Annotated in this window: 9 protein-coding genes; 7 read left to right on the forward strand and 2 right to left on the reverse strand. The window is 64.5% G+C overall.

Annotated elements, in window-relative coordinates:
* Nucleotides 1–66: 66 nt before the first annotated feature.
* On the reverse strand, nt 67–813 hold the full coding sequence (hutC, locus tag ACWGS8_RS28215; protein WP_454584002.1) for a histidine utilization repressor: 747 nt from the start codon (nt 811–813) through the stop codon (nt 67–69).
* 5 nt (nt 814–818) lie between these two features.
* A complete protein-coding gene (locus tag ACWGS8_RS28220) occupies nt 819–2,174 on the reverse strand; it encodes a formimidoylglutamate deiminase (RefSeq protein ID WP_454584003.1) in 1,356 nt (451 codons plus the stop codon).
* A 97-nt stretch (nt 2,175–2,271) separates the two neighbouring features.
* On the opposite strand from ACWGS8_RS28220, the gene hutI reads away from it, so the two are divergent.
* The 7 genes from hutI to ACWGS8_RS28255 all read left to right on the forward strand — a co-directional run bounded on the left by hutI (nt 2,272) and on the right by ACWGS8_RS28255 (nt 19,179).
* Nucleotides 2,272–3,501 carry an imidazolonepropionase gene (hutI, locus tag ACWGS8_RS28225; protein ID WP_454584004.1) on the forward strand — a complete coding sequence of 410 codons (1,230 nt, stop codon included), beginning with the start codon at nt 2,272–2,274 and terminating at the stop codon, nt 3,499–3,501.
* Nucleotides 3,498–5,039: a histidine ammonia-lyase gene (gene hutH / locus ACWGS8_RS28230; protein ID WP_454584005.1), complete on the forward strand. Its 1,542-nt coding sequence runs from the start codon at nt 3,498–3,500 to the stop codon at nt 5,037–5,039. The genes hutI and hutH overlap by 4 nt, the downstream gene beginning before the upstream one ends.
* Nucleotides 5,039–5,857 (forward strand): N-formylglutamate deformylase, encoded by an 819-nt coding sequence (hutG, locus tag ACWGS8_RS28235; protein WP_454584006.1) that lies wholly within the window; start codon nt 5,039–5,041, stop codon nt 5,855–5,857. The genes hutH and hutG overlap by 1 nt, the downstream gene beginning before the upstream one ends.
* A 32-nt stretch (nt 5,858–5,889) precedes the next feature.
* Nucleotides 5,890–7,560, forward strand: coding sequence for a urocanate hydratase (hutU, locus tag ACWGS8_RS28240; protein ID WP_454584007.1), 1,671 nt, complete (start codon nt 5,890–5,892; stop codon nt 7,558–7,560).
* A 12-nt stretch (nt 7,561–7,572) separates the two neighbouring features.
* Nucleotides 7,573–8,151, forward strand: coding sequence for a HutD/Ves family protein (locus ACWGS8_RS28245; RefSeq protein ID WP_454584008.1), 579 nt, complete (start codon nt 7,573–7,575; stop codon nt 8,149–8,151).
* Nucleotides 8,152–8,439: 288 nt separating this feature from the next.
* Nucleotides 8,440–17,037, forward strand: coding sequence for a GH36-type glycosyl hydrolase domain-containing protein (locus ACWGS8_RS28250; protein ID WP_454584009.1), 8,598 nt, complete (start codon nt 8,440–8,442; stop codon nt 17,035–17,037).
* Between the two features lie 369 nt (nt 17,038–17,406).
* The gene (locus tag ACWGS8_RS28255; RefSeq protein WP_454584010.1) at nt 17,407–19,179 is read left to right on the forward strand and encodes a glucan ABC transporter ATP-binding protein/ permease; all 1,773 of its coding nucleotides are present in this window, start codon (nt 17,407–17,409) and stop codon (nt 19,177–19,179) included.
* Nucleotides 19,180–19,302 lie beyond the last annotated feature (123 nt).

A 19,302-nucleotide genomic window follows, 5' to 3' on the forward strand; every position in this document is an offset into this window, starting at 1 on the left:
AGCTGGCGCCGACCCCCACCCGCTGCTTCGCAGCGACCCTCCCCACAAGGGGGAGGGTAAGAGGCGCTACCCCTGAGACGGCGTAAATCTTGCCACCAGTGTGTGGCTTTCCGCCGGATAGATAAACCGCACGTGGGTAACCGGGTGTTCAGCGCTCCAGGTGCGGCGCTCGACCACAAGGCAGGGCGCGCCCGGATCGATGTCGAGCGCGTCGGCGATGGCCTCATCGGCGGCCATGGCACGGATGCGGTGTTCGGCCTCGCTCCAGGGTACGCGGCCGATCAGCCAGGGGCCGGCGGCGATCTCCAGAAACTGTTCGTCCCCGGCTTCCGGAACCGCGGAAAGATTGATCAGACGCTGCTCGAGTGCGAATGGCCGTTCGCCGGCAAAATGCAGGCCTTCGATCCATAGCACCGACCCTGCGGCGGACAGCCCGAGCAGTGCTCTGTCCTCCGCATTGCTGCGGCGCTTCAGCTGTTCCAGCCGCTCGTAGCGATAGGGCAGGCCAAGCGCTTCGACCTCGATCCTGATGTCGTGAAGTTCCAGCACGGCTGCCTGCGACTGCGGCCGGCGGACGAAGCTGCCCGAGCGACGGCGGCGTTCGATCAGCCCTGCCTTGGCCAGCTGCGACAGCGCCTTGTTCACCGTCATGCGCGAGCAATTGTACTCGGTCGTCAGTTCGTGCTCGAACGGGATGCGATGTCCGGGCTCCCAGACGCCGGACAGGATTTTTTCGCGGATGTCGGACAGGATGCGCTGATGCAGCGAGACCGTCTCGCCGCCATCAATATCATCTGTCTCGATCAGGCTCATCGGCTTCAGTTCTGCGATAGCGCGGTCATGACTTTGCGGAATCGCTCAGCAATGGCCGTGCGCTTCGCATGCCTGCCGCCGCTGACCTGCTTCTTGCCGTGCACCCAGACGCAATCGATCGTGCTGCCATTTGCGAAGATCCAGGCATCGAGGATGGCGTCGCCGGACTTGCCGGCCAGCGAAGGATGGCCGGCGTCGAGCGAGACGAAATCGGCCGGACCGTCGGCAACAATCTTTGACGGACCGGCGCCGAGCGCAACGCTGCCGCCGTCGAGCGCGGCATCGAACAGCGCCCGCCCGGTCGAACCACCGGCCACGGCCAGCACATTGCGGGCGCGGTGGGCGAGGCGCTGCGAATATTCGAGCTGCCTCAGCTCATCCGGCAGGCTGATCAGCACGTTGGAATCGGAGCCGATACCGAAGCGGCCGCCATGCTCCCTGAAAAGCGGCGCGGCAAACGTCCCGTCCCCGAGATTGGCCTCGGTGATCGGGCAAAGGCCGGCGATGGCGCCGCTCCTGGCCATGCCGACCGTTTCGGCGTCCGTTATATGGGTGGCATGGATCAGGCACCAGCGCTGGTCGACCTCAACGTTGGCCAGCAGAAATTCAACCGGGCGCACGCCGGACCAGGCGAGGCAGTCCTCGACCTCCTTCACCTGTTCGGCGACGTGGATGTGGATCGGCCCATTCGGCGCCAAAGCAGCAACTTGGGTCAGTTCCTCCGGTGTGGCGGCGCGCAGACTGTGCGGCGCGACGCCGACGACAGCCTGATTCAACGCGCGAACCGATTCGCCAGACTTCTCAACAAGCCGGGAGAACCGATTCACATCGTTGATGAATCGCCTTTGGCCTTCGTTCGGAGCCGCTCCGCCGAAGGAGGAGTGCGCATAAAACACCGGCAAAAGGGTCAGGCCAATACCCGTTTCGCCGGCAGCGGCGGCGATGCGTTCGGCCATCTCGGCGAGATTAGCATAGGGGTTTCCATCGCGGTCGTGGTGCAGATAGTGGAATTCGCCGACGCGGGAGAAACCGGCCTCCAGCATCTCGACATAGAGCTGTGCGGCGACCGCTTCGACCTGGTCGGGCGTCATCGATAGCGCGAAGCGGTACATCACTTCGCGCCAGCTCCAGAAACTGTCGGCGGACGGGCCGCGAAGCTCGGCCAGGCCGGCCATGCCGCGCTGGAAGGCATGGCTGTGCAGATTGGGCATGCCGGGCACGAGAATTGCGTGGCGCTCGTCGCCGGCCTGCGGAGCCGCGTCTGCTTCGACTGAGGCGATGCTGCCTCCGTCGAGCGTGATCCTGACATTGCCTTGCCAGCCCTCGGGCAGCAGCGCCTGTTCCGCAAAGATCGCCGTCACTTGCCTCTCCAAATCTGCATGCCCGGGCGACGATACCACTTGCGTCGCGTTTCAATATGTATATACATAATCACCATCCTTTCAAATGGAAAAGATGATGGGTGGAGCAAACGGGAAGAGCGGCCATCGTGTCTGGCGCAATGCGCGCCTGGCGACCATGGCCGACGGTGTGGCCGGCCTCGGCATTGTCGAGAAAGGCGCGATCGTCGCGCGCGATGGTCTCATTGTTTATGCCGGCGCCGAAGCGGATATGCCGGCTTCGGCAGGGCAGGGCGCCGAGACCGTCGATTGCGAGGGTCGCTGGATCACGCCGGGCCTGATCGACTGCCATACGCATCTTGTCTATGCGGGCAACCGTGCCAACGAATTCGAGATGCGGCTGGCCGGCGCCACCTATGAGGAAGTGGCCCGCGCCGGCGGCGGCATTGTGTCCTCGGTCAAGTCACTGCGCGCGGCAAACGAGGATGCGCTCGTCGCCCAGACGCTGCCGCGCCTCGATGCGTTGATGGCCGAGGGCGTCACGACGGTCGAGGTCAAATCGGGCTACGGCCTCGATCTCGACAATGAGAAGAAGTCGCTGCGCGCCGCCCGCCGGCTGGCCAATGAGCGCCCCGTCACCATCCGCACGACGTGCCTCGCCGCGCACGCACTGCCGCCGGAAGCCCAGGGTGACAAGGACGCCTTCATTGATCTCGTCGCCGGCACGATTCTGCCGAACATCGCCGCTGAGAAACTTGCCGACGCCGTCGACGGTTTTTGCGAGGGCATTGCCTTTTCGCCGGAGCAGATCGCGCGCGTCTTCGACAAGGCGAAAGCGCTCGGGCTGCCGGTGAAACTCCATGCCGACCAGCTTTCCAATCTGCACGGCGCGGCGCTTGCCGCCAGCTATGGGGCGCTTTCCGCCGACCATCTCGAATACACCGATGAGGCAGGCGCTGCCGCGATGGCGAAGGCCGGCACGGTGGCGACCATCCTGCCCGGCGCCTATTACTTCATCCGCGAAACCAAGAAGCCGCCCGTCGACCTGTTCCGCCGCCATGGCGTGAAGATGGCGGTGGCGACGGACAGCAATCCCGGTACCTCGCCGCTGACCTCGCTGTTGCTTACCATGAATATGGCCGCGACGCTCTTTGGCTTGACCGTCGATGAATGCCTTGCCGGCGTCACCCGCGAGGCCGCGCATGCGGTTGGCCTTCTCGACAAGGCCGGCACGCTGGAAGCCGGAAAATCCGCCGACCTGGCGATCTGGGACATCGAGCGCCCCGCCGAACTCGTTTACCGCATGGGCTTCAACCCGCTGCATGCCCGCATCTGGAGAGGACAATGACCGAACTGACCCTGAAGCCCGGCAATGCGACGCTGGCCGACTGGCGGGCCATCTACCGTGGCGCCGTGCCGAAGCTGGACGAGGCCTGCCGTCCAAAAATCAAGGCGAGCGCCGAGGCCGTCGCAAGGATCGTTGCCAAGGGCGAGCCGGTCTATGGCATCAACACCGGTTTCGGCAAACTGGCCAGCGTGCGCATCCCCGCCGGGGATCTCGAGACCTTGCAGCGCAACATCGTGCTGTCGCACGCCGCCGGCGTCGGCGAGCCGATGCCGGTTGCCGTTGCGCGGCTGATGATGGCGCTGAAACTTGCGAGCCTGGCGCAGGGTGCCTCGGGCGTGCGTCCCGAAACCATCGATTTGCTGCAAGCGATGCTCGCCAACGACGTCATTCCGGTGGTGCCGGCGCAAGGTTCCGTCGGCGCGTCCGGCGATCTCGCACCGCTGTCGCACATGACGGCGGTGATGATCGGCGTCGGCGAATGCTTTACCCCGCATGGCCGTTTCCCGGCCAAGGTAGCCTTCGTTTCGCACGGCCTCGAGCCGGTGACGCTCGGCGCCAAGGAAGGCCTGGCGCTCCTCAACGGCACGCAGTTTTCGACCGCCTATGCGCTCGCCGCTCTGTTCGAAGCTGAGGTTCTCTACCAGTCGGCGCTGGTTGCCGGCGCGCTGTCGACCGATGCCGCCAAGGGTTCCGACGCGCCGTTCGACCCGCGCATTCATCTCCTGAGAAAGCACCGCGGCCAGATCGAGACGGCGGATGCGCTGCGCAATCTGATGGCCGGCAGCGCCATCCGTGAATCGCACCGTGTCGGTGACGAGCGCGTGCAGGATCCCTATTGCCTGCGCTGCCAGCCACAGGTCATGGGCGCCGCGCTGGATGTGTTGCGCAAGGCCGCCGACACGCTCGGCACCGAGGCCAATGGCGTGACCGATAATCCGCTGATCTTCGCCGAGGACGACACCGCGCTCTCCGGCGGCAATTTCCACGCCGAGCCGGTGGCTTTCGCCGCCGACATGATCGCGCTGGCCGTCTGCGAGATCGGCTCGCTGTCGGAACGCCGCATCGCCATGCTGGTCGATCCGGCGCTGTCCGGCATGCCGGCCTTCCTGACGCCCAAGCCAGGCCTCAACTCCGGCTTCATGATCCCGCAGGTGACGGCGGCCGCACTCGTTTCGGAAAACAAGCAGAAGGCCTACCCGGCCAGCGTCGATTCGATCCCGACCTCGGCCAACCAGGAAGACCACGTCTCGATGGCCGCGCACGGCGCGCGCCGGCTGATCGGCATGGTCGAGAACGCCACGGCGGTAATCGGCATCGAATTGCTGGCGGCCGCGCAAGGCTGTGACTTTCATCAGCCGTTGGCGTCGAGCGATGCGCTGGAGGCCGTGCGCAAGCTGGTCCGGGCCGAAGTGCCGCATCTCGACAATGACCGCCACTTCCACCCCGATATGGAAAAGGCAATCGCCTTGGTGCGCAGCGGCGCGACCATCAGGGCTGCCGGCGCGGTGGCGCTGCCGTCCATCGCGGGAGCGGCATGATGACTGCCACACCCTGGCTTACCGTCAGCCGAGGCACGGCACCGCTGCTGGTGTCGATCCCGCACACCGGCATCGACCTCGCCGGCCTCGAACCCCGGCTGGTGTCGCCCTGGCTTGGCCGCCGCGATTGCGACTGGTGGATAGACAAGCTCTATGACTTCGCCAACGACCTCGGCGCGACCGTCGTGCACACCGCCATTTCGCGAACCGTGATCGACGTCAACCGCGACCCGTCAGGCGTTTCGCTTTATCCCGGACAGACCACGACCACGCTTTGCCCGACCGACACATTTGACGGCGATCCGCTTTATCGCATGGGCGAGGAACCGACCCCATCCGAGATCGATGAGCGTCGCGAGACCTATTTCAAGCCCTATCATGCCGCCTTGCAGGCCGAGATCGACCGGCTGCGCGGCATGCATGAAAAGATCGTGCTCTACGACTGCCATTCGATCCGGTCGGTGCTGCCGCGCCTGTTCGAAGGCACGCTGCCGGTCTTCAATCTCGGCACCAATGACGGCAAGAGCACCGATCCTATGCTTCAGGATAAGGTCGCTGCCATTCTTGCCGCGACCGGCGAGAGCTGGGTGGTCAACGGCCGCTTCAAGGGCGGCTCGATCACCCGCGGCTTCGGTCAGCCGCGGAACGGTGTTCATGCGCTGCAGATGGAGCTCTCCAACCGTGGCTATATGCGCGAGCCGTCTGAGAAGGGATCGCCAGAGAACTGGCCGGTCCCTTACGATCCCACCTATGCAGCGCCGATCCGCGCGACGCTGAAGACCATCCTCGAAACCGCGATCGACTGGGCAAGGCGCTGACGCGTCACCCGTCTTGCCTGAAAGGGACAATGATGAACAACCCTCGCCACAACATCCGCGAAGTGCGTGCACCGCGCGGCGACAAGCTCAACGCCCGCTATTGGACGACCGAAGCCCCGCTGCGCATGCTGATGAACAATCTCGACCCGGACGTCGCTGAAAACCCCAACGAACTGGTCGTCTATGGCGGCATCGGCCGGGCGGCGCGCACCTGGAACGATTTCGACAGCATCGTCGCCTCTCTGAAGACGCTTGGCGAGGACGAGACGCTGCTGGTGCAGTCGGGCAAGCCGGTCGGCGTGTTCCGCACCCACGCGGATGCGCCGCGCGTGCTGATCGCCAATTCCAACCTTGTGCCGCACTGGGCGACCTGGGAGAAATTCAATGATCTCGATAGAAAAGGCCTGATGATGTACGGCCAGATGACGGCCGGCTCATGGATCTATATCGGCACGCAAGGCATCGTGCAGGGCACGTATGAAACTTTTGTGGAAGCGGGCCGCCAGCATTATGGCGGCAACCTCAAGGGCAAATGGATCCTGACGGGCGGCCTCGGCGGCATGGGTGGCGCACAGCCGCTGGCCGCCGTCATGGCCGGCGCCTGCTGCCTTGCCATCGAATGCAACCCGGACTCGATCGATTTCCGCCTGCGCACCCGCTATGTCGACGAGAAGGCCGAGACGCTCGACGAGGCGATGGAAATGATCGAGCGCTGGACCAAGGCCGGCGAGGCGAAGTCCGTCGGCCTGCTCGGCAATGCCGCCGAGATCGTGCCGGAAATGTTCAGGCGCGGCATCCGCCCCGATATGGTCACCGACCAGACTTCGGCCCATGACCCCATCAACGGCTATCTGCCGAAGGGCTGGACCATGGCCGAGTGGCGCGAGAAGCGCGTCAGCGACCCCAAGGCGGTCGAGAGGGCTGCCCGCGCTTCCATGCGCGAACATGTCGAGGCGATGGTGGCGTTCTGGAACGCCGGCGTGCCGACGCTGGACTATGGCAACAACATTCGCCAGGTCGCCAAGGACGAAGGCTTCGAGAACGCCTTCGCCTTCCCGGGTTTCGTGCCGGCCTATATCCGTCCGCTTTTCTGCCGCGGCATCGGCCCGTTCCGCTGGGCCGCACTCTCTGGCGATCCCGAGGATATCTACAAAACCGACGCCAAGGTGCGCGAACTGACGCCCGGCAACACCCATCTGCACAATTGGCTGGACATGGCGCGCGAGCGCATCTCGTTCCAGGGCCTGCCCGCGCGCATCTGCTGGGTCGGTCTCGGCGATCGTCACCGGCTCGGCCTCGCCTTCAACGAGATGGTGGCCAAGGGCGAACTCAAGGCGCCAGTCGTCATCGGCCGCGATCACCTCGATTCCGGCTCGGTCGCTTCGCCGAACCGTGAGACGGAGGCAATGAAGGACGGCTCGGACGCCGTCTCCGACTGGCCGCTGCTCAATGCGCTGCTCAACACGGCGTCGGGCGCCACCTGGGTGTCGCTGCATCATGGCGGCGGCGTTGGCATGGGTTTTTCCCAGCATGCCGGCATGGTCATCGTCGCCGACGGCACGCCGGACGCCGCCAGGCGCCTGGAGCGCGTGCTGTGGAACGATCCGGCGACCGGCGTCATGCGTCATGCCGATGCCGGCTACGATATCGCCATCGAATGCGCCAAGGAGCACCAGCTCAATTTGCCCGGCATTCTCGGCTGATAGGCTGAAATCATGCGCATTCTTCGTGCCGCCGACTACCGCGTCATGCCGTGGAAGAACGGCGGCGGCACGACGACCGAAATCGCCGTCTTTCCCGACGGCGCCGGCCTCGACGGTTTCGACTGGCGCGTGTCGATGGCCCGCGTCGAGGGCAGCGGCCCGTTCTCCGCCTTTGCCGGCATCGACCGTACGCTGTCGGTGCTGGAGGGCGAGGGGATCGTGCTTGATGTCGTCACCCATCCTGCGGCGCGGCTGACACCGGCTTCCCACCCGTTTTCCTTTCCAGCCGACCTGCCGACCAGCGCCGCGCTGATCGCCGGGCCGATCACCGATCTCAACGTCATGACGCGCCGCGGTCGCACCTTGCATTCGGTGGAGCGCCTGGCGATTTCGCAGCCTGTGGACGTCGCGATCCGGGCCGGCTCGACCCTCATCCTTTGTCACAAGGGCGAAGCTGTCTTCCCGGAAGCTGGGTCAATTCGCCTCGGGCCGCTCGACACGCTGCTGATCGGGCCGGATGCTCCCGTCCTCAGAGTTGAGCCTGCTAGGGATACGACCCTGTTCGTGGTCCGGATAACCGCCGCCGCCTGACGCTTTCGCGCCAACGGTTACCGCCTGTTTCCAAACATGATCGCGATGCCGGCGAAATATAGCGTAAGCTCCTGCCGGCATCACGAAAAAGCCCGAATCCTCGCCGTCGATCGATCCCGACGGGAGCGAGGGGCGCTCGTCTTTGAGTTTGGTCGAAAGATGACGCTCTGTCGTGGTGCGGAAACAAACTTTCGGCATAGGGGTTGATGCAACCAATTGCATTTGAACCGGTTTTAGGGCCATTGCCGTGGCGGTGACGCCGCTGAGTGCCCGCTTACGGAATTTTCAATGAATATTCAGACGAATCCTGCCCAGATCGAGAAGACAAGCGCGAGCTTCCCGGCCATTACGGAAGAGCCGATAAGGTCGACATTCCTGCCGGAAGAGCGCCTTCGCCTGCTTGGCGAAAGCCTGGCCAAAGGCGATCTCGCCGACCTGTTCGGCCTGATCCCGTTCGATTTCCAGGCCCGCATCCGCGACAGCGCCAAGAAGATCCTCGAAGTCTATCGTTCGACCAATGCGGCGCAGGCCAAGGGCGAGACGATCACGCCGGCCGCGCAATGGCTGCTCGACAACAACTATCTGGTCGAGGAGACCATTTTCCAGGTCAAGCGCGATCTGCCGCGCCGCTTCTATCGCCAACTGCCGACGCTGAAACTGCCCGATGGCGGCACCGTGCCGCGCGCTCTCGCGCTGGCCTGGACCTATGTGGCGCATTCGGACAGTTCCGTCTCTGCGACCATGTTCAAGTCCATCGTCCAGGGTTTTCAGTCCGTCGAGCCGCTGAAGATCGGTGAACTCTGGGCGCTGCCATCGCTTCTGCGCTTCGTGCTGATCGAAAATCTCCGCCGGCTGGCGGTCAGGGTCAATCGCACCCGCCAGATGCGCCAGATCGCCAACGATGTGGCCGACAAGGTGCTGGCGACCGACGAGAGCGCCGACCGGCAGGCGATACTGGCCAATTTCAGCGCTCACGCGCAGGACACCACCTTTGCCACCCAGCTTCTCTATCGCTTGCGCGATGGTTCGCAGAATGCCGGCAAGGCCCTGGAATGGCTGGAAGGCGAGCTCGAAAAGACCGGCTCCGATGCCGAGGAGATCATCATCTCCGAGCATCACACGCTGTCCAGCGGCAATGTGACGACCGGCAACATCATCCGCGGCCTGCGCCTTATCAACGACGTCGACTGGACGGTGTGGTTCGAAGGCGTCAGCCGCATCGATACCGTGCTGCGCGAGCGCACCGACTTTGCCGCGCTCGACTTCTTCTCGCGCGACCAGTACCGCACCGCGATCGAGGAACTCGCCCGCCGCTCCAACCTGTCGGAATACCGCGTCGCCGAAAAGGCGATCGAACTGGCCGGTCAAGCCGTTGGGGAACACGCCGCCGGCGAAGACGTATCGGCTGTCGATGGCGACGATTCCGCTCCAGTTCCGTCCGCGCATACCGATGTCGGCTTCTTCCTCGTAGGTCCTCGCCGTCTGGAGCTGGAAAAAACGATCGGCTATCGGCCCACCATCAGCCAGACGGTCAAGCGGACGTTCACCAAGACCGGATGGTTGGGCATTGTCCTTCCGGTCTTCGCGCTGACGGCCTTGCTTCTCGTCCTCACCGGTAATGCGTTGGCCAATCTCGGCCTGTCGGTGACCTCGATCGTCCTGATGCTGGCGCTGTTTGCCGTGCCGGCGAGCGAGGGCGCGCTGGCCTTCTTCAATACCGTTGTCTCGCTGTTCCTCAAGCCGACACGCCTGATCGGTTACGATTACAGGCACGGCGTGCCGCCCGAGGCGCGCACGCTGGTGGTTGTGCCGTCGCTGATCGGCTCGCGCGACGATGTCGAGGAAAACATCCGCAACCTCGAAGTCCATTACCTGGCCAATCTGGTGGACGAGATCCATTTCGCGCTGCTGTCGGACTGGCCCGACAGCAAGATCGAGATCGATGCGGCAGATACCGAGATTCTCGAATATGCCCGCGCCGAGATCGCCCGTCTCAACGCCCGCTATCCCACGGAAGGCGCGCCGCGTTTCTACATCCTGCACCGCCGCCGCCTCTTCAACGCTGCTCAAGGAGCGTGGATGGGTTGGGAGCGCAAGCGCGGCAAGCTGCATGAGCTTGACCTTCTGCTGCGCGGCGACAGCGACACGACCTTCCTGCCGCTCGACGTGCCGCTGCCGGAAAAAGTCGTCCATGTGATGACGCTCGACGCCGACACGCGCACCACCCGCGATGCGGTGGCGAGCCTCGTCGGCAAGCTCTGCCATCCGCTCAACCGCCCGCATTTCGACGCCACCAGGCGCGTCGTCACCGCCGGCTACACGATCCTGCAGCCGCGCATCACCGCTTCGCTGACCAGCGGCGACGAGGCCTCGTTCTTCCAGCGTGTGTTCTCGGCAAATCGCGGCCTCGATCCCTATGTCTTTGCCGTCTCAGACCTCTATCAGGATGTCTTCAGCGACGGGTCGTTCACCGGCAAGGGCCTCTATCATGTCGACGCCTTCGAAGCCGCCCTGCAAGGCCGCATCGAGGAAAACACCGTCCTCAGCCACGATCTGCTCGAAGGCGCGCTGGCGCGCGCAGCTCTTGTCACCGACGTCGAACTGGTCGAGGACTATCCGACCCGCTACTCGGTCGACGCCTCGCGCCACCATCGCTGGGCACGCGGCGACTGGCAGCTTCTGGGCTTCATCCTCGATCCGCGCTCCGGCGTTCCGGCCCTGTCGCGCTGGAAGATGGTCGACAATCTGCGGCGCTCGCTGACGCCGATCTTCTGGGTGATGGCGGCGATCGCCGGCTGGACCCTGCTGCCCTTCACGCAGGCTGCCCAATGGCAGGCCTTGCTGATCCTAAGCCTGTTCATGGCGCCGACCTTCGACGTCGTCAATGCCATCTTGCCCAAGAGCGGCGATCAGACGCCGCGCGGCCATTTCTCGGCGCTGGCGCGCGACGTCGCCTTCGGCACCGCCATGGTGGCGCTGAAGATCGTGCTGATGGCGCACAATGCCTGGATGATGGGCGACGCCATCGTGCGCACGCTCTACCGGCTGTTCGTCAGCCGCCAGAATCTCTTGGAATGGCGCACCGCTTCGCAGGCGCACAAGGCCGGCGACAACGATGTCGGCTCCTATTACGGCATGATGTACGGCGCCGTGATCATCGGCTTTGTCGGCCTCGCCATTCCGGTGCTGGCCGATTCCACCGGCGCCTTCGTCGCCTTCTTCTTCGCCCTGTTCTGGATCGGCTCGCCGGCGATCGCCAGCTGGATCAGCCGCTCGGCCGAAACCGAGGACCGGCTGCGCATATCGCAGGCCGATATCCATACGCTGCGCACTATTGCGCGGCGCACCTGGCACTATTTCGAAAGCTTCGTCACGGCGGAGCATCACAATCTGCCGCCGGACAATTTCCAGGAAAGCCCGGCACCGGTCGTGGCGCCGCGCACGTCCCCGACCAATGTCGGCGTCTATCTGCTGTCAGTGGTCTCGGCGCGCGATTTCGGCTGGATCAGCCTGTCGGATGCCATCACCCGCATCGACGCCACCATGACGACCATAGAGAGCATGCCGCGCCACCGCGGCCATCTCTTCAACTGGTACGACACCACGACGCTGAAGCCGCTCTACCCGCTTTATATTTCGGCCGTCGACAGCGGCAATCTCGCCGGCCACCTTGTGGCCGTGGCGGCGGCCTGTGCCGAATGGGCGGAAGCGCCTTCCGTACACCTCCAGGGCGATTTCGAAGGCATTCTCGACACGGTGACCATCCTGAGCGAAAGCCTCGATGAGTTGCCCGACGATCGCCGGCAGCTCAGGCCTCTGCGCCAGCGTCTCGTCGATCGCCTGGACGGCATGCGGCGCGCCGTCGAGACGATCAAGGCGCAGCCGGAAATGGCGTCGATCCGCACCATCAACCTCGCCGTGCTGGCGGGCGAGATCCGCAAGCTGGCCACCGCCATCCACACCGAGGCGGCCTCGGCCCAGAGCGACGTTATCGTCGACTGGGCGGCGAGGCTGGAAGCCACTTGCGAGGCGCATGTCCATGATGCCCACAGCGACGACAACGCCGTCGAAGCGCTGCGCGCCAAGCTGCTGACCTTGCGCGAGCGCACCCGTCGTTTCGCCTTCGAGATGGAATTCGCCTTCCTGCTGCGGCCGGAGCGCAAGCTGCTGTCGATCGGCTACCGGGTTGAGGAACACCAGCTCGACGAAAGCTGCTACGACCTTCTCGCCTCCGAGGCGCGGCTGACCAGCCTGTTCGCCATCGCCAAGGGCGACCTGCCGACCGAGCATTGGTTCCGGCTTGGCCGCCCGATCGTCGAGATCGGCTTCCAGGGCGCGCTGATGTCCTGGTCGGGCTCGATGTTCGAGTATCTGATGCCGCCGCTGGTGATGAAGGAGGCGCAGGGCTCGATCCTCAACCAGACCAGCAAGCTGATCATCAAGCGCCAGATCCAGTACGGTCGCCAGAAAAACGTGCCCTGGGGCATCTCGGAAGCGGCCTACAACGCCCGCGACCGCGAACTGACCTACCAGTACACCAATTTCGGCGTGCCCGGGCTTGGGCTGAAGCGCGGTCTTGGCCAGAACACGGTGATCGCGCCCTACGCCACCATATTGGCGGCGCAGTTCAACCCGCGCGAAGCCGTGCAAAATCTGGCGCGTCTGCGCGACATTGGTGCGCTTGGCCCGCATGGTTTTTACGATGCGGTCGATTTCACGCCGCAGCGCGTGCCTGAAGGGACCAACCACGCGGTCGTGCTGAACTACTATGCGCACCATTCGGGCATGTCGATCGCGGCGGTCGCCGACGCGATCTTCGAGGGTCGCCTGCGCGACCGTTTCCACAGCGATCCGGTCATTGAATCGGCTGAACTTCTGCTGCAGGAAAGGGCGCCGCGCGACATCCCGACCGCGACCGTCAGGACCGAGGCGGACGAGCGCGCCAAGGACGAGACCGAAACCGAGAGCCCCGACACCCGCATCGTGCTCGATCCCCTGCGGGCGCTGCGTTCGACCAATGTGATGTCGAACGGCCGTTATTCGGTGATGGTGACGGCAACCGGCTCCGGCTACAGCCGCTGGGGCGATCTTTCCGTTACGCGCTGGCAGCCGGACCCGGTCGAGGACCGTCTGGGTTCCTACATCTTCCTGCGTGACGTCAGCACTGGAGACTGGTGGTCTGCAACGGCGGAGCCAAAGCGCGCGGCCGAGGAGAAGGTGCAGACCCTGTTCTCCGACGACAAGGCGAGCTTCGTCAAATTGGTCGGCACGTTGCGCTCCGAGGTCGAATGCATCGTCGTTTCCGAAGGCAATGGCGAAGGTCGTCGCATCACGCTCTACAATGAAAGCACGTCGGATCGTTTCATCGAGGTGACGTCCTTTGCCGAACTGGTGCTGGGTTCGGAAGCCTCCGACAACGCGCATCCGGCCTTCTCGAAGATGTTCGTGGAGACCGAAATCGCCGCCAACAACGGAGCGATCTTCGCCACGCGCCGCAAGCGCGAAACCAGCGAGCCCGATATCACCCTGGCGCATTTCGTCACCGATCCGTCCGGACCGGCGCGCGATGCCGAGGCCGAGACCGACAGGCGCGCCTTCATCGGCCGTGGCCGCTCGATCGTCGATGCCGCGGCTTTCGATCCAGGTGCCAGGCTCGGCGGTCATTCCGGTTTTACGCTCGATCCCATCGCCTCGCTGCGCCGCCAGGTGCGCGTGCCCGCCAACAAGAAGATATCGCTGACCTTCTGGACCGTGGTCGGGGCCAGCCGCACCGAACTGGAAGAGGCGATAAACCGCCTCGACCACCAGGAGAGCTTTGCCCGTCAGGCCATGCTTGCCTGGACGCGCAGTCAGGTGCAGACCCGCCATATGGGCCTCAGCCTGACCGATGCCGCCAATGTGCAGAAACTGGCGCGCTATCTGATCTACCCCGATGCGTTCCTGCGCCTGCCGGCCGAATCCATCGCTTCGGGCCTTGGCAAGCAGTCGAGCCTGTGGCCGACCAGCATTTCGGGCGATTTCCCGATCTTCCTGGTCAGGATCGGCGATGTTGCCGATCTGGAAATCGTCGCCCAGGCGCTGCGCTTCCAGGAATATATGCGCACACGCGGCATGATGATCGACTTCGTCGTCGTCAATGAGCAGGCCTCGTCCTATGTCCAGGACCTGCAGCGTGCGGTCGAGACGCTATGCGAAAACAGCCGTCTGCGCGGCAAGGAACTCGGCCCTCGCCAGCACATTTTCGCGGTGCGCCGCGACTTGATGGAAGAGACCACCTACAAGACGCTGCTCGCGGTCGCCCGGGTGGTGCTGCACACACGCAACGGCACCATCTTCGATCAGATCGAACGGGCCGAGGCGGCCGCCTTGCAGGCGCGCGACGGCCTGCTGCCCACCGGACTGCCGGCTCCCCGCGAAATCCAAGCGCCGACGGCGCATGCCTTTGCCTCGCAGGCCGTGGCGGATGCCAGCGCCGACGGCACTGGCCTCAGCCAATGGAACGGCTTTGGCGGTTTCGACGGCGACGGACGGCACTATGTGGTGCGCCTGGCTGGCCGGCGCACCACGCCGCAGCCCTGGATCAACGTCGTCTCCAACGCCTCGTTCGGCTTCCATACGTCGGCCGAGGGTGCAGCCTTCACCTGGAGCCGCAACAGCCGCGACTACCAGTTGACGCCGTGGTCGAATGATCCTGTCTCGAACCGTCCGGGCGAGGGCATCTATATCTACGATCAGGCCAGCGGCAGGGCGTTCTCGCCGATCGCCGCAGTGGTGCGCGATCCCTCGATGACCTACGAGGCCTGGCATGGCCAGGGCTTCTCCACCTTCCGTTCGAGGCGCGGGCCGCTATCGATGGACCTGACCCATGTGGTCGACCCCGTCGATCCGGTGAAGATCACGCGGCTGCGCATCCAGAATTCAGGCCCGGTGCCGGCGCGGCTGCGCGTCTATGCCTATGCCGAATGGGTGCTTGGCGGACACCGGTCGCGGACGGCCGCTACCATCGTCCCGTCCCGTGACGGGGTGACCGGCGCATTGCTGGCGCAGAACCCCTATGGGCTCGATTTCAGCGAGCGCGTGGCCTTTCTCGCCGCCGACGCCGCTGTCCATTCGGTGACGTCGGATCGGTCGGAGTTCCTCGGCCGGCACGGGTCCAGCGAATTGCCGCAGGCGGTGCTGACCGGTGCGGCCCTGTCGGGCCGTGTCGAAGCCGGTGACGATCCCTGCGCGGCGATCGCCCGCGACGTCGAAATCCCAGCCGGCGGCGACGTCACGCTGCTCTGGCTGCTCGGCGATGCCGATACCCCCGCGCAGGCGAGCGCGCTGGTGCAGACGCACCGGGGCAAGGATTTCGACCAGCGCCTGGCCGACAATGAGCGCGCGTGGCGCGGTTTCCTCGATACTATCCAGGTCGAGACGCCGGACAAGGCACTCGACGCCATGGTCAATCACTGGCTGCCCTATCAGAGCCTGGCCTGCCGCATCCGCGCCCGCTCGGCTTTCTACCAGGCAAGCGGCGCTTTCGGCTTCCGCGACCAGTTACAGGACACGCTGGCGCTGCTGGCGCATGATCCGACGCTGGCGCGCGACCAAATCCTCAACGCCGCGCGGCGACAGTTCCCCGAAGGCGACGTGCAGCATTGGTGGCTGCCGCGCACCGGGGCCGGCGTGCGCACCTTGATTTCCGACGACGTGGTCTGGCTGGCCCACGCCACCGCGCGCTATCTCAGCGTGACCGGCGACGCCGCCATCCTCAAGGAGCAACTGCCCTTCATCGATGGGCAGGCGCTGGGCGAGGGCGAGCACGACGCCTTCTTCACCCCGGAAATCTCGAAGAAGACGGTGTCGCTCTACGACCATTGCGCGCGGGCGCTCGACCTGGCCATCAAGCGCAGCAGTCCTGCCGGCCTGCCGCTGATCCTTGGCGGCGACTGGAACGACGGCATGAACCGTGTCGGCGAGCACGGCAAGGGCGAGAGCGTGTGGCTGGGCTGGTTCCTGCTTAAGACGCTGGGCGACTTCGCCGCCGTCGCCAAGGGCGAGGGCGACAGCAAGCGCGCGCAGGCCTGGGCGAAGCATGCCGAGGCGCTCAAGCGGGCGCTTGAGAGCACGGCGTGGGACGGCCAGTGGTACCGGCGCGGCAGTTTCGACGACGGCTCGCCCTTGGGGTCACGCATCTCCGAAGAGTGCAGGATCGACTCCATCGCCCAGTCCTGGAGCGTGCTTTCGGGCGAGGGCGACCCGGCTCGGTCGACGACGGCCATGCAGCAGGCGACCAGCCTGCTCGTCGACGACAAGCTCAAGATCGTCAAACTGTTCACGCCACCGTTCTCGAAGACGCAGAAGGATCCCGGCTACATCAAGAGCTATCCGCCCGGTGTGCGCGAGAATGGCGGCCAGTACACGCACGCGGCCACATGGTTCGTCATCGCGCTGGCCGAGATGGGGCAGACCGACGAAGCCTATCGCTGCTTCTCCATGCTGAATCCGGTCAATCACGCTTTCGACGAGGCCTCGGCCGAGCAATACCGCGTCGAACCCTATGTGGTGGCGGCCGATATCTATGCCGGAGACGACAAGGGCGGGCGCGGCGGCTGGACCTGGTACACCGGCTCGGCGGGCTGGCTCTACCGGGCGGCGGTCGAGGGCATTCTCGGCATCGAACGGCGCGGCAAGCAGATCACGTTCCGGCCGAAACTGCCCAGCCATTGGGATGGCTACCAGGCTTCGCTCAAGATGCTGGGCGCCGAGATCAAGGTTCATGTCGTTCGCGACAAAAAGGCCAAGACGATCTCGCTTGAAGTCGATGGTTCGAAAACAAAGTCCGCCTCCTTCGAACCCAAAGCTGGTACCAAGACAGAGGTCTTGGTCAAGATACCAGCGTAAAATCAATATCTTAGATCAATCGATCGCGCGTCCTTCGGGGCGCGCGATGGCGCGAATGTTTACTTTGCGTGCGATCGTGACGGCCTCGCCAGGCGTCACCTGCCCAATCATGCAAGCCTGCTGTGATTAAAAATGTGGCAGCGCTCGGCCACTGCCATGATTTTGCCGCAAGGCTGGCATTTCACCTTTTATCTCAAACCGTTAGGTGATCACGTCAGATTTCGCATCGTCGTCATCTTTTGTTCGCTAAATGGGAACGGAAGCGATAGACGGGCATTGTTTTGCGACGCGTCAACCGTTACGTGTCATGCAATGGTGCAGTGCACAATACGACATTGGGCACAGTAGAGAATTGGCGGAGTAGCTGAAGTGTCACTTCTGCAGATCTATTGGAGAGCGCTGGGCTATCTGGCCGCCGACAAGAAGCGCGTCGCGCTGATCTGCGGCGCCAATGTCGCGCTCGCCATGGTTGCCATCCTCGAGCCGATCATGTTCGGCCGGGTTATCGACGCCATCTCAGATCGCGGTTCGGTGTTTTCGACGCTCGCCGTCTGGGCCGGCCTCGGCGCGTTCAATGTCGTCGCCGTCGTTCTGGTGTCGCGTGGCGCCGACCGCTTCGCGCATGCGCGCCGCAGCGAAGTGCTCTGCGAGTCCTTCGAACGCGTGATCACCATGCCGCTCGCCTGGCACCACCAGCGCGGCACCTCCAACGCGCTGCACACGCTGTTGCGCGCGGTCGAGACGCTGTTCAGCCTGTGGCTCGAATTCATGCGCCAGCATTTGTCGACGGCGGTGGCGCTGGTTCTGTTGGTGCCGACGGCTCTCGCCATGGACGTGCGCATGTCGATGGTGTTGCTGGTTCTCGGCGTGACCTATGTCTGCATCGGCCGCCTGGTGATGAAGCGGACCAAGGCAGGCCAGGCGGCCGTTGAGCGGCACTACCACAAGGTTTTCGCACATGTGACGGACTCGGTGAGCAACGTTGCCGTTCTCCAGAGCTACAACCGCCTTGGCCATGAGGCCGAGACGCTGCGCCGCTACGTCAAGAATCTGCTCGATGCGCAAAACCCGGTTCTCGACTGGTGGGCCATCGCCAATGCGCTCAATCGGCTGTCTTCGACCATCTCGATGATGGTGGTGCTTCTGATCGGCGCCTATCTGGTGACCCACGGCCAGTTGCGCATCGGCGATGTCATTGCCTTCACCGGCTTCGCCACGTTGCTGATCTCGCGACTCGACCAGATGTCGGCCTTCGCCAACCAGATTTCTGAAGCTCGCGCCAAGCTTGAGGAGTTCTACAAGCTCGAGGACTCGGCCGCCGATGCCGCCGAGCCGGATGGCCTGCGCGATCTCACCAACGTCACCGGCCATGTCCGCTTCGAGGATGTCGGCTTCGAATTCGCCAATTCGGGGCAGGGCGTCAGCGACGTCTCCTTCGAGGTCCAGGCCGGCCAGACCGTTGCCATTGTCGGGCCGACGGGTGCCGGCAAGACCACGCTCATCAATCTCTTGCAGCGCGTCTTCTCGCCGTCCACCGGCCGTATCCTGATCGACGGCATCGATACCCGCACCGTGAGCCGCAAGTCGCTGCGCCATTCGATCGCCACCGTGTTCCAGGATGCCGGACTGCTCAACCGCTCGATCGAGGACAATATCCGCGTAGGCCGTGCCGATGCGAGCAATGACGAGATCCACGCCGCGGCCACCGCGGCTGCCGCGCAGGACTTTATCCTGGCCAAGAGCAGCGGCTATGACACAGTGGTCGGCGAACGCGGCGGCCAGCTGTCGGGCGGTGAGCGCCAGCGCATTGCCATTGCGCGTGCCGTGCTGAAGGATGCCCCAATACTGGTGCTCGACGAGGCGACCAGCGCCCTCGACGTCGAGACCGAGGACCGCGTCAAGGAAGCGATCGACGAGTTGCGGCGCGACCGCACCACCTTCATCATCGCCCACCGCCTGACCACCGTTCGCGACGCCGATCTGGTCGTGTTCATGGACAAGGGCAGGGTGGTCGAAATGGGCGGCTTTGCCGAACTGTCGCTGCGCAACGGCCGCTTTGCCAGCCTGCTGCGCGCCGGCGGCCTGCTCAACGACGAGGAAGTCCGCCGCCTCAGCCGCTCCGTGCAGGGCGAGGCAGCATAAGCATCATCTTTTACCACCCCCTCGTGGGGAGGTCGGACCGAAGGTCCGGGTGGGGGCAGCGCCGCCCCCCTGCTTCGCAGCGACCCTCCCCACAAGGCCTGCGACACCACCGCTCGATTGCCC

Source organism: Mesorhizobium sp. 43Arga, from assembly GCF_053714255.1.

Bases quoted from the DNA above. Each gene is read 5' to 3' on its own strand.
- hutC (WP_454584002.1), bottom strand. From the start codon at position 813: ATGAGCCTGATCGAGACAGATGATATTGATGGCGGCGAGACGGTCTCG.
- hutI (WP_454584004.1), top strand. From the start codon at position 2,272: ATGGGTGGAGCAAACGGGAAGAGCGGCCATCGTGTCTGGCGCAATGCG.
- hutH (WP_454584005.1), top strand. From the start codon at position 3,498: ATGACCGAACTGACCCTGAAGCCCGGCAATGCGACGCTGGCCGACTGG.
- hutG (WP_454584006.1), top strand. From the start codon at position 5,039: ATGACTGCCACACCCTGGCTTACCGTCAGCCGAGGCACGGCACCGCTG.
- hutU (WP_454584007.1), top strand. From the start codon at position 5,890: ATGAACAACCCTCGCCACAACATCCGCGAAGTGCGTGCACCGCGCGGC.
- ACWGS8_RS28245 (WP_454584008.1), top strand. From the start codon at position 7,573: ATGCGCATTCTTCGTGCCGCCGACTACCGCGTCATGCCGTGGAAGAAC.
- ACWGS8_RS28250 (WP_454584009.1), top strand. From the start codon at position 8,440: ATGAATATTCAGACGAATCCTGCCCAGATCGAGAAGACAAGCGCGAGC.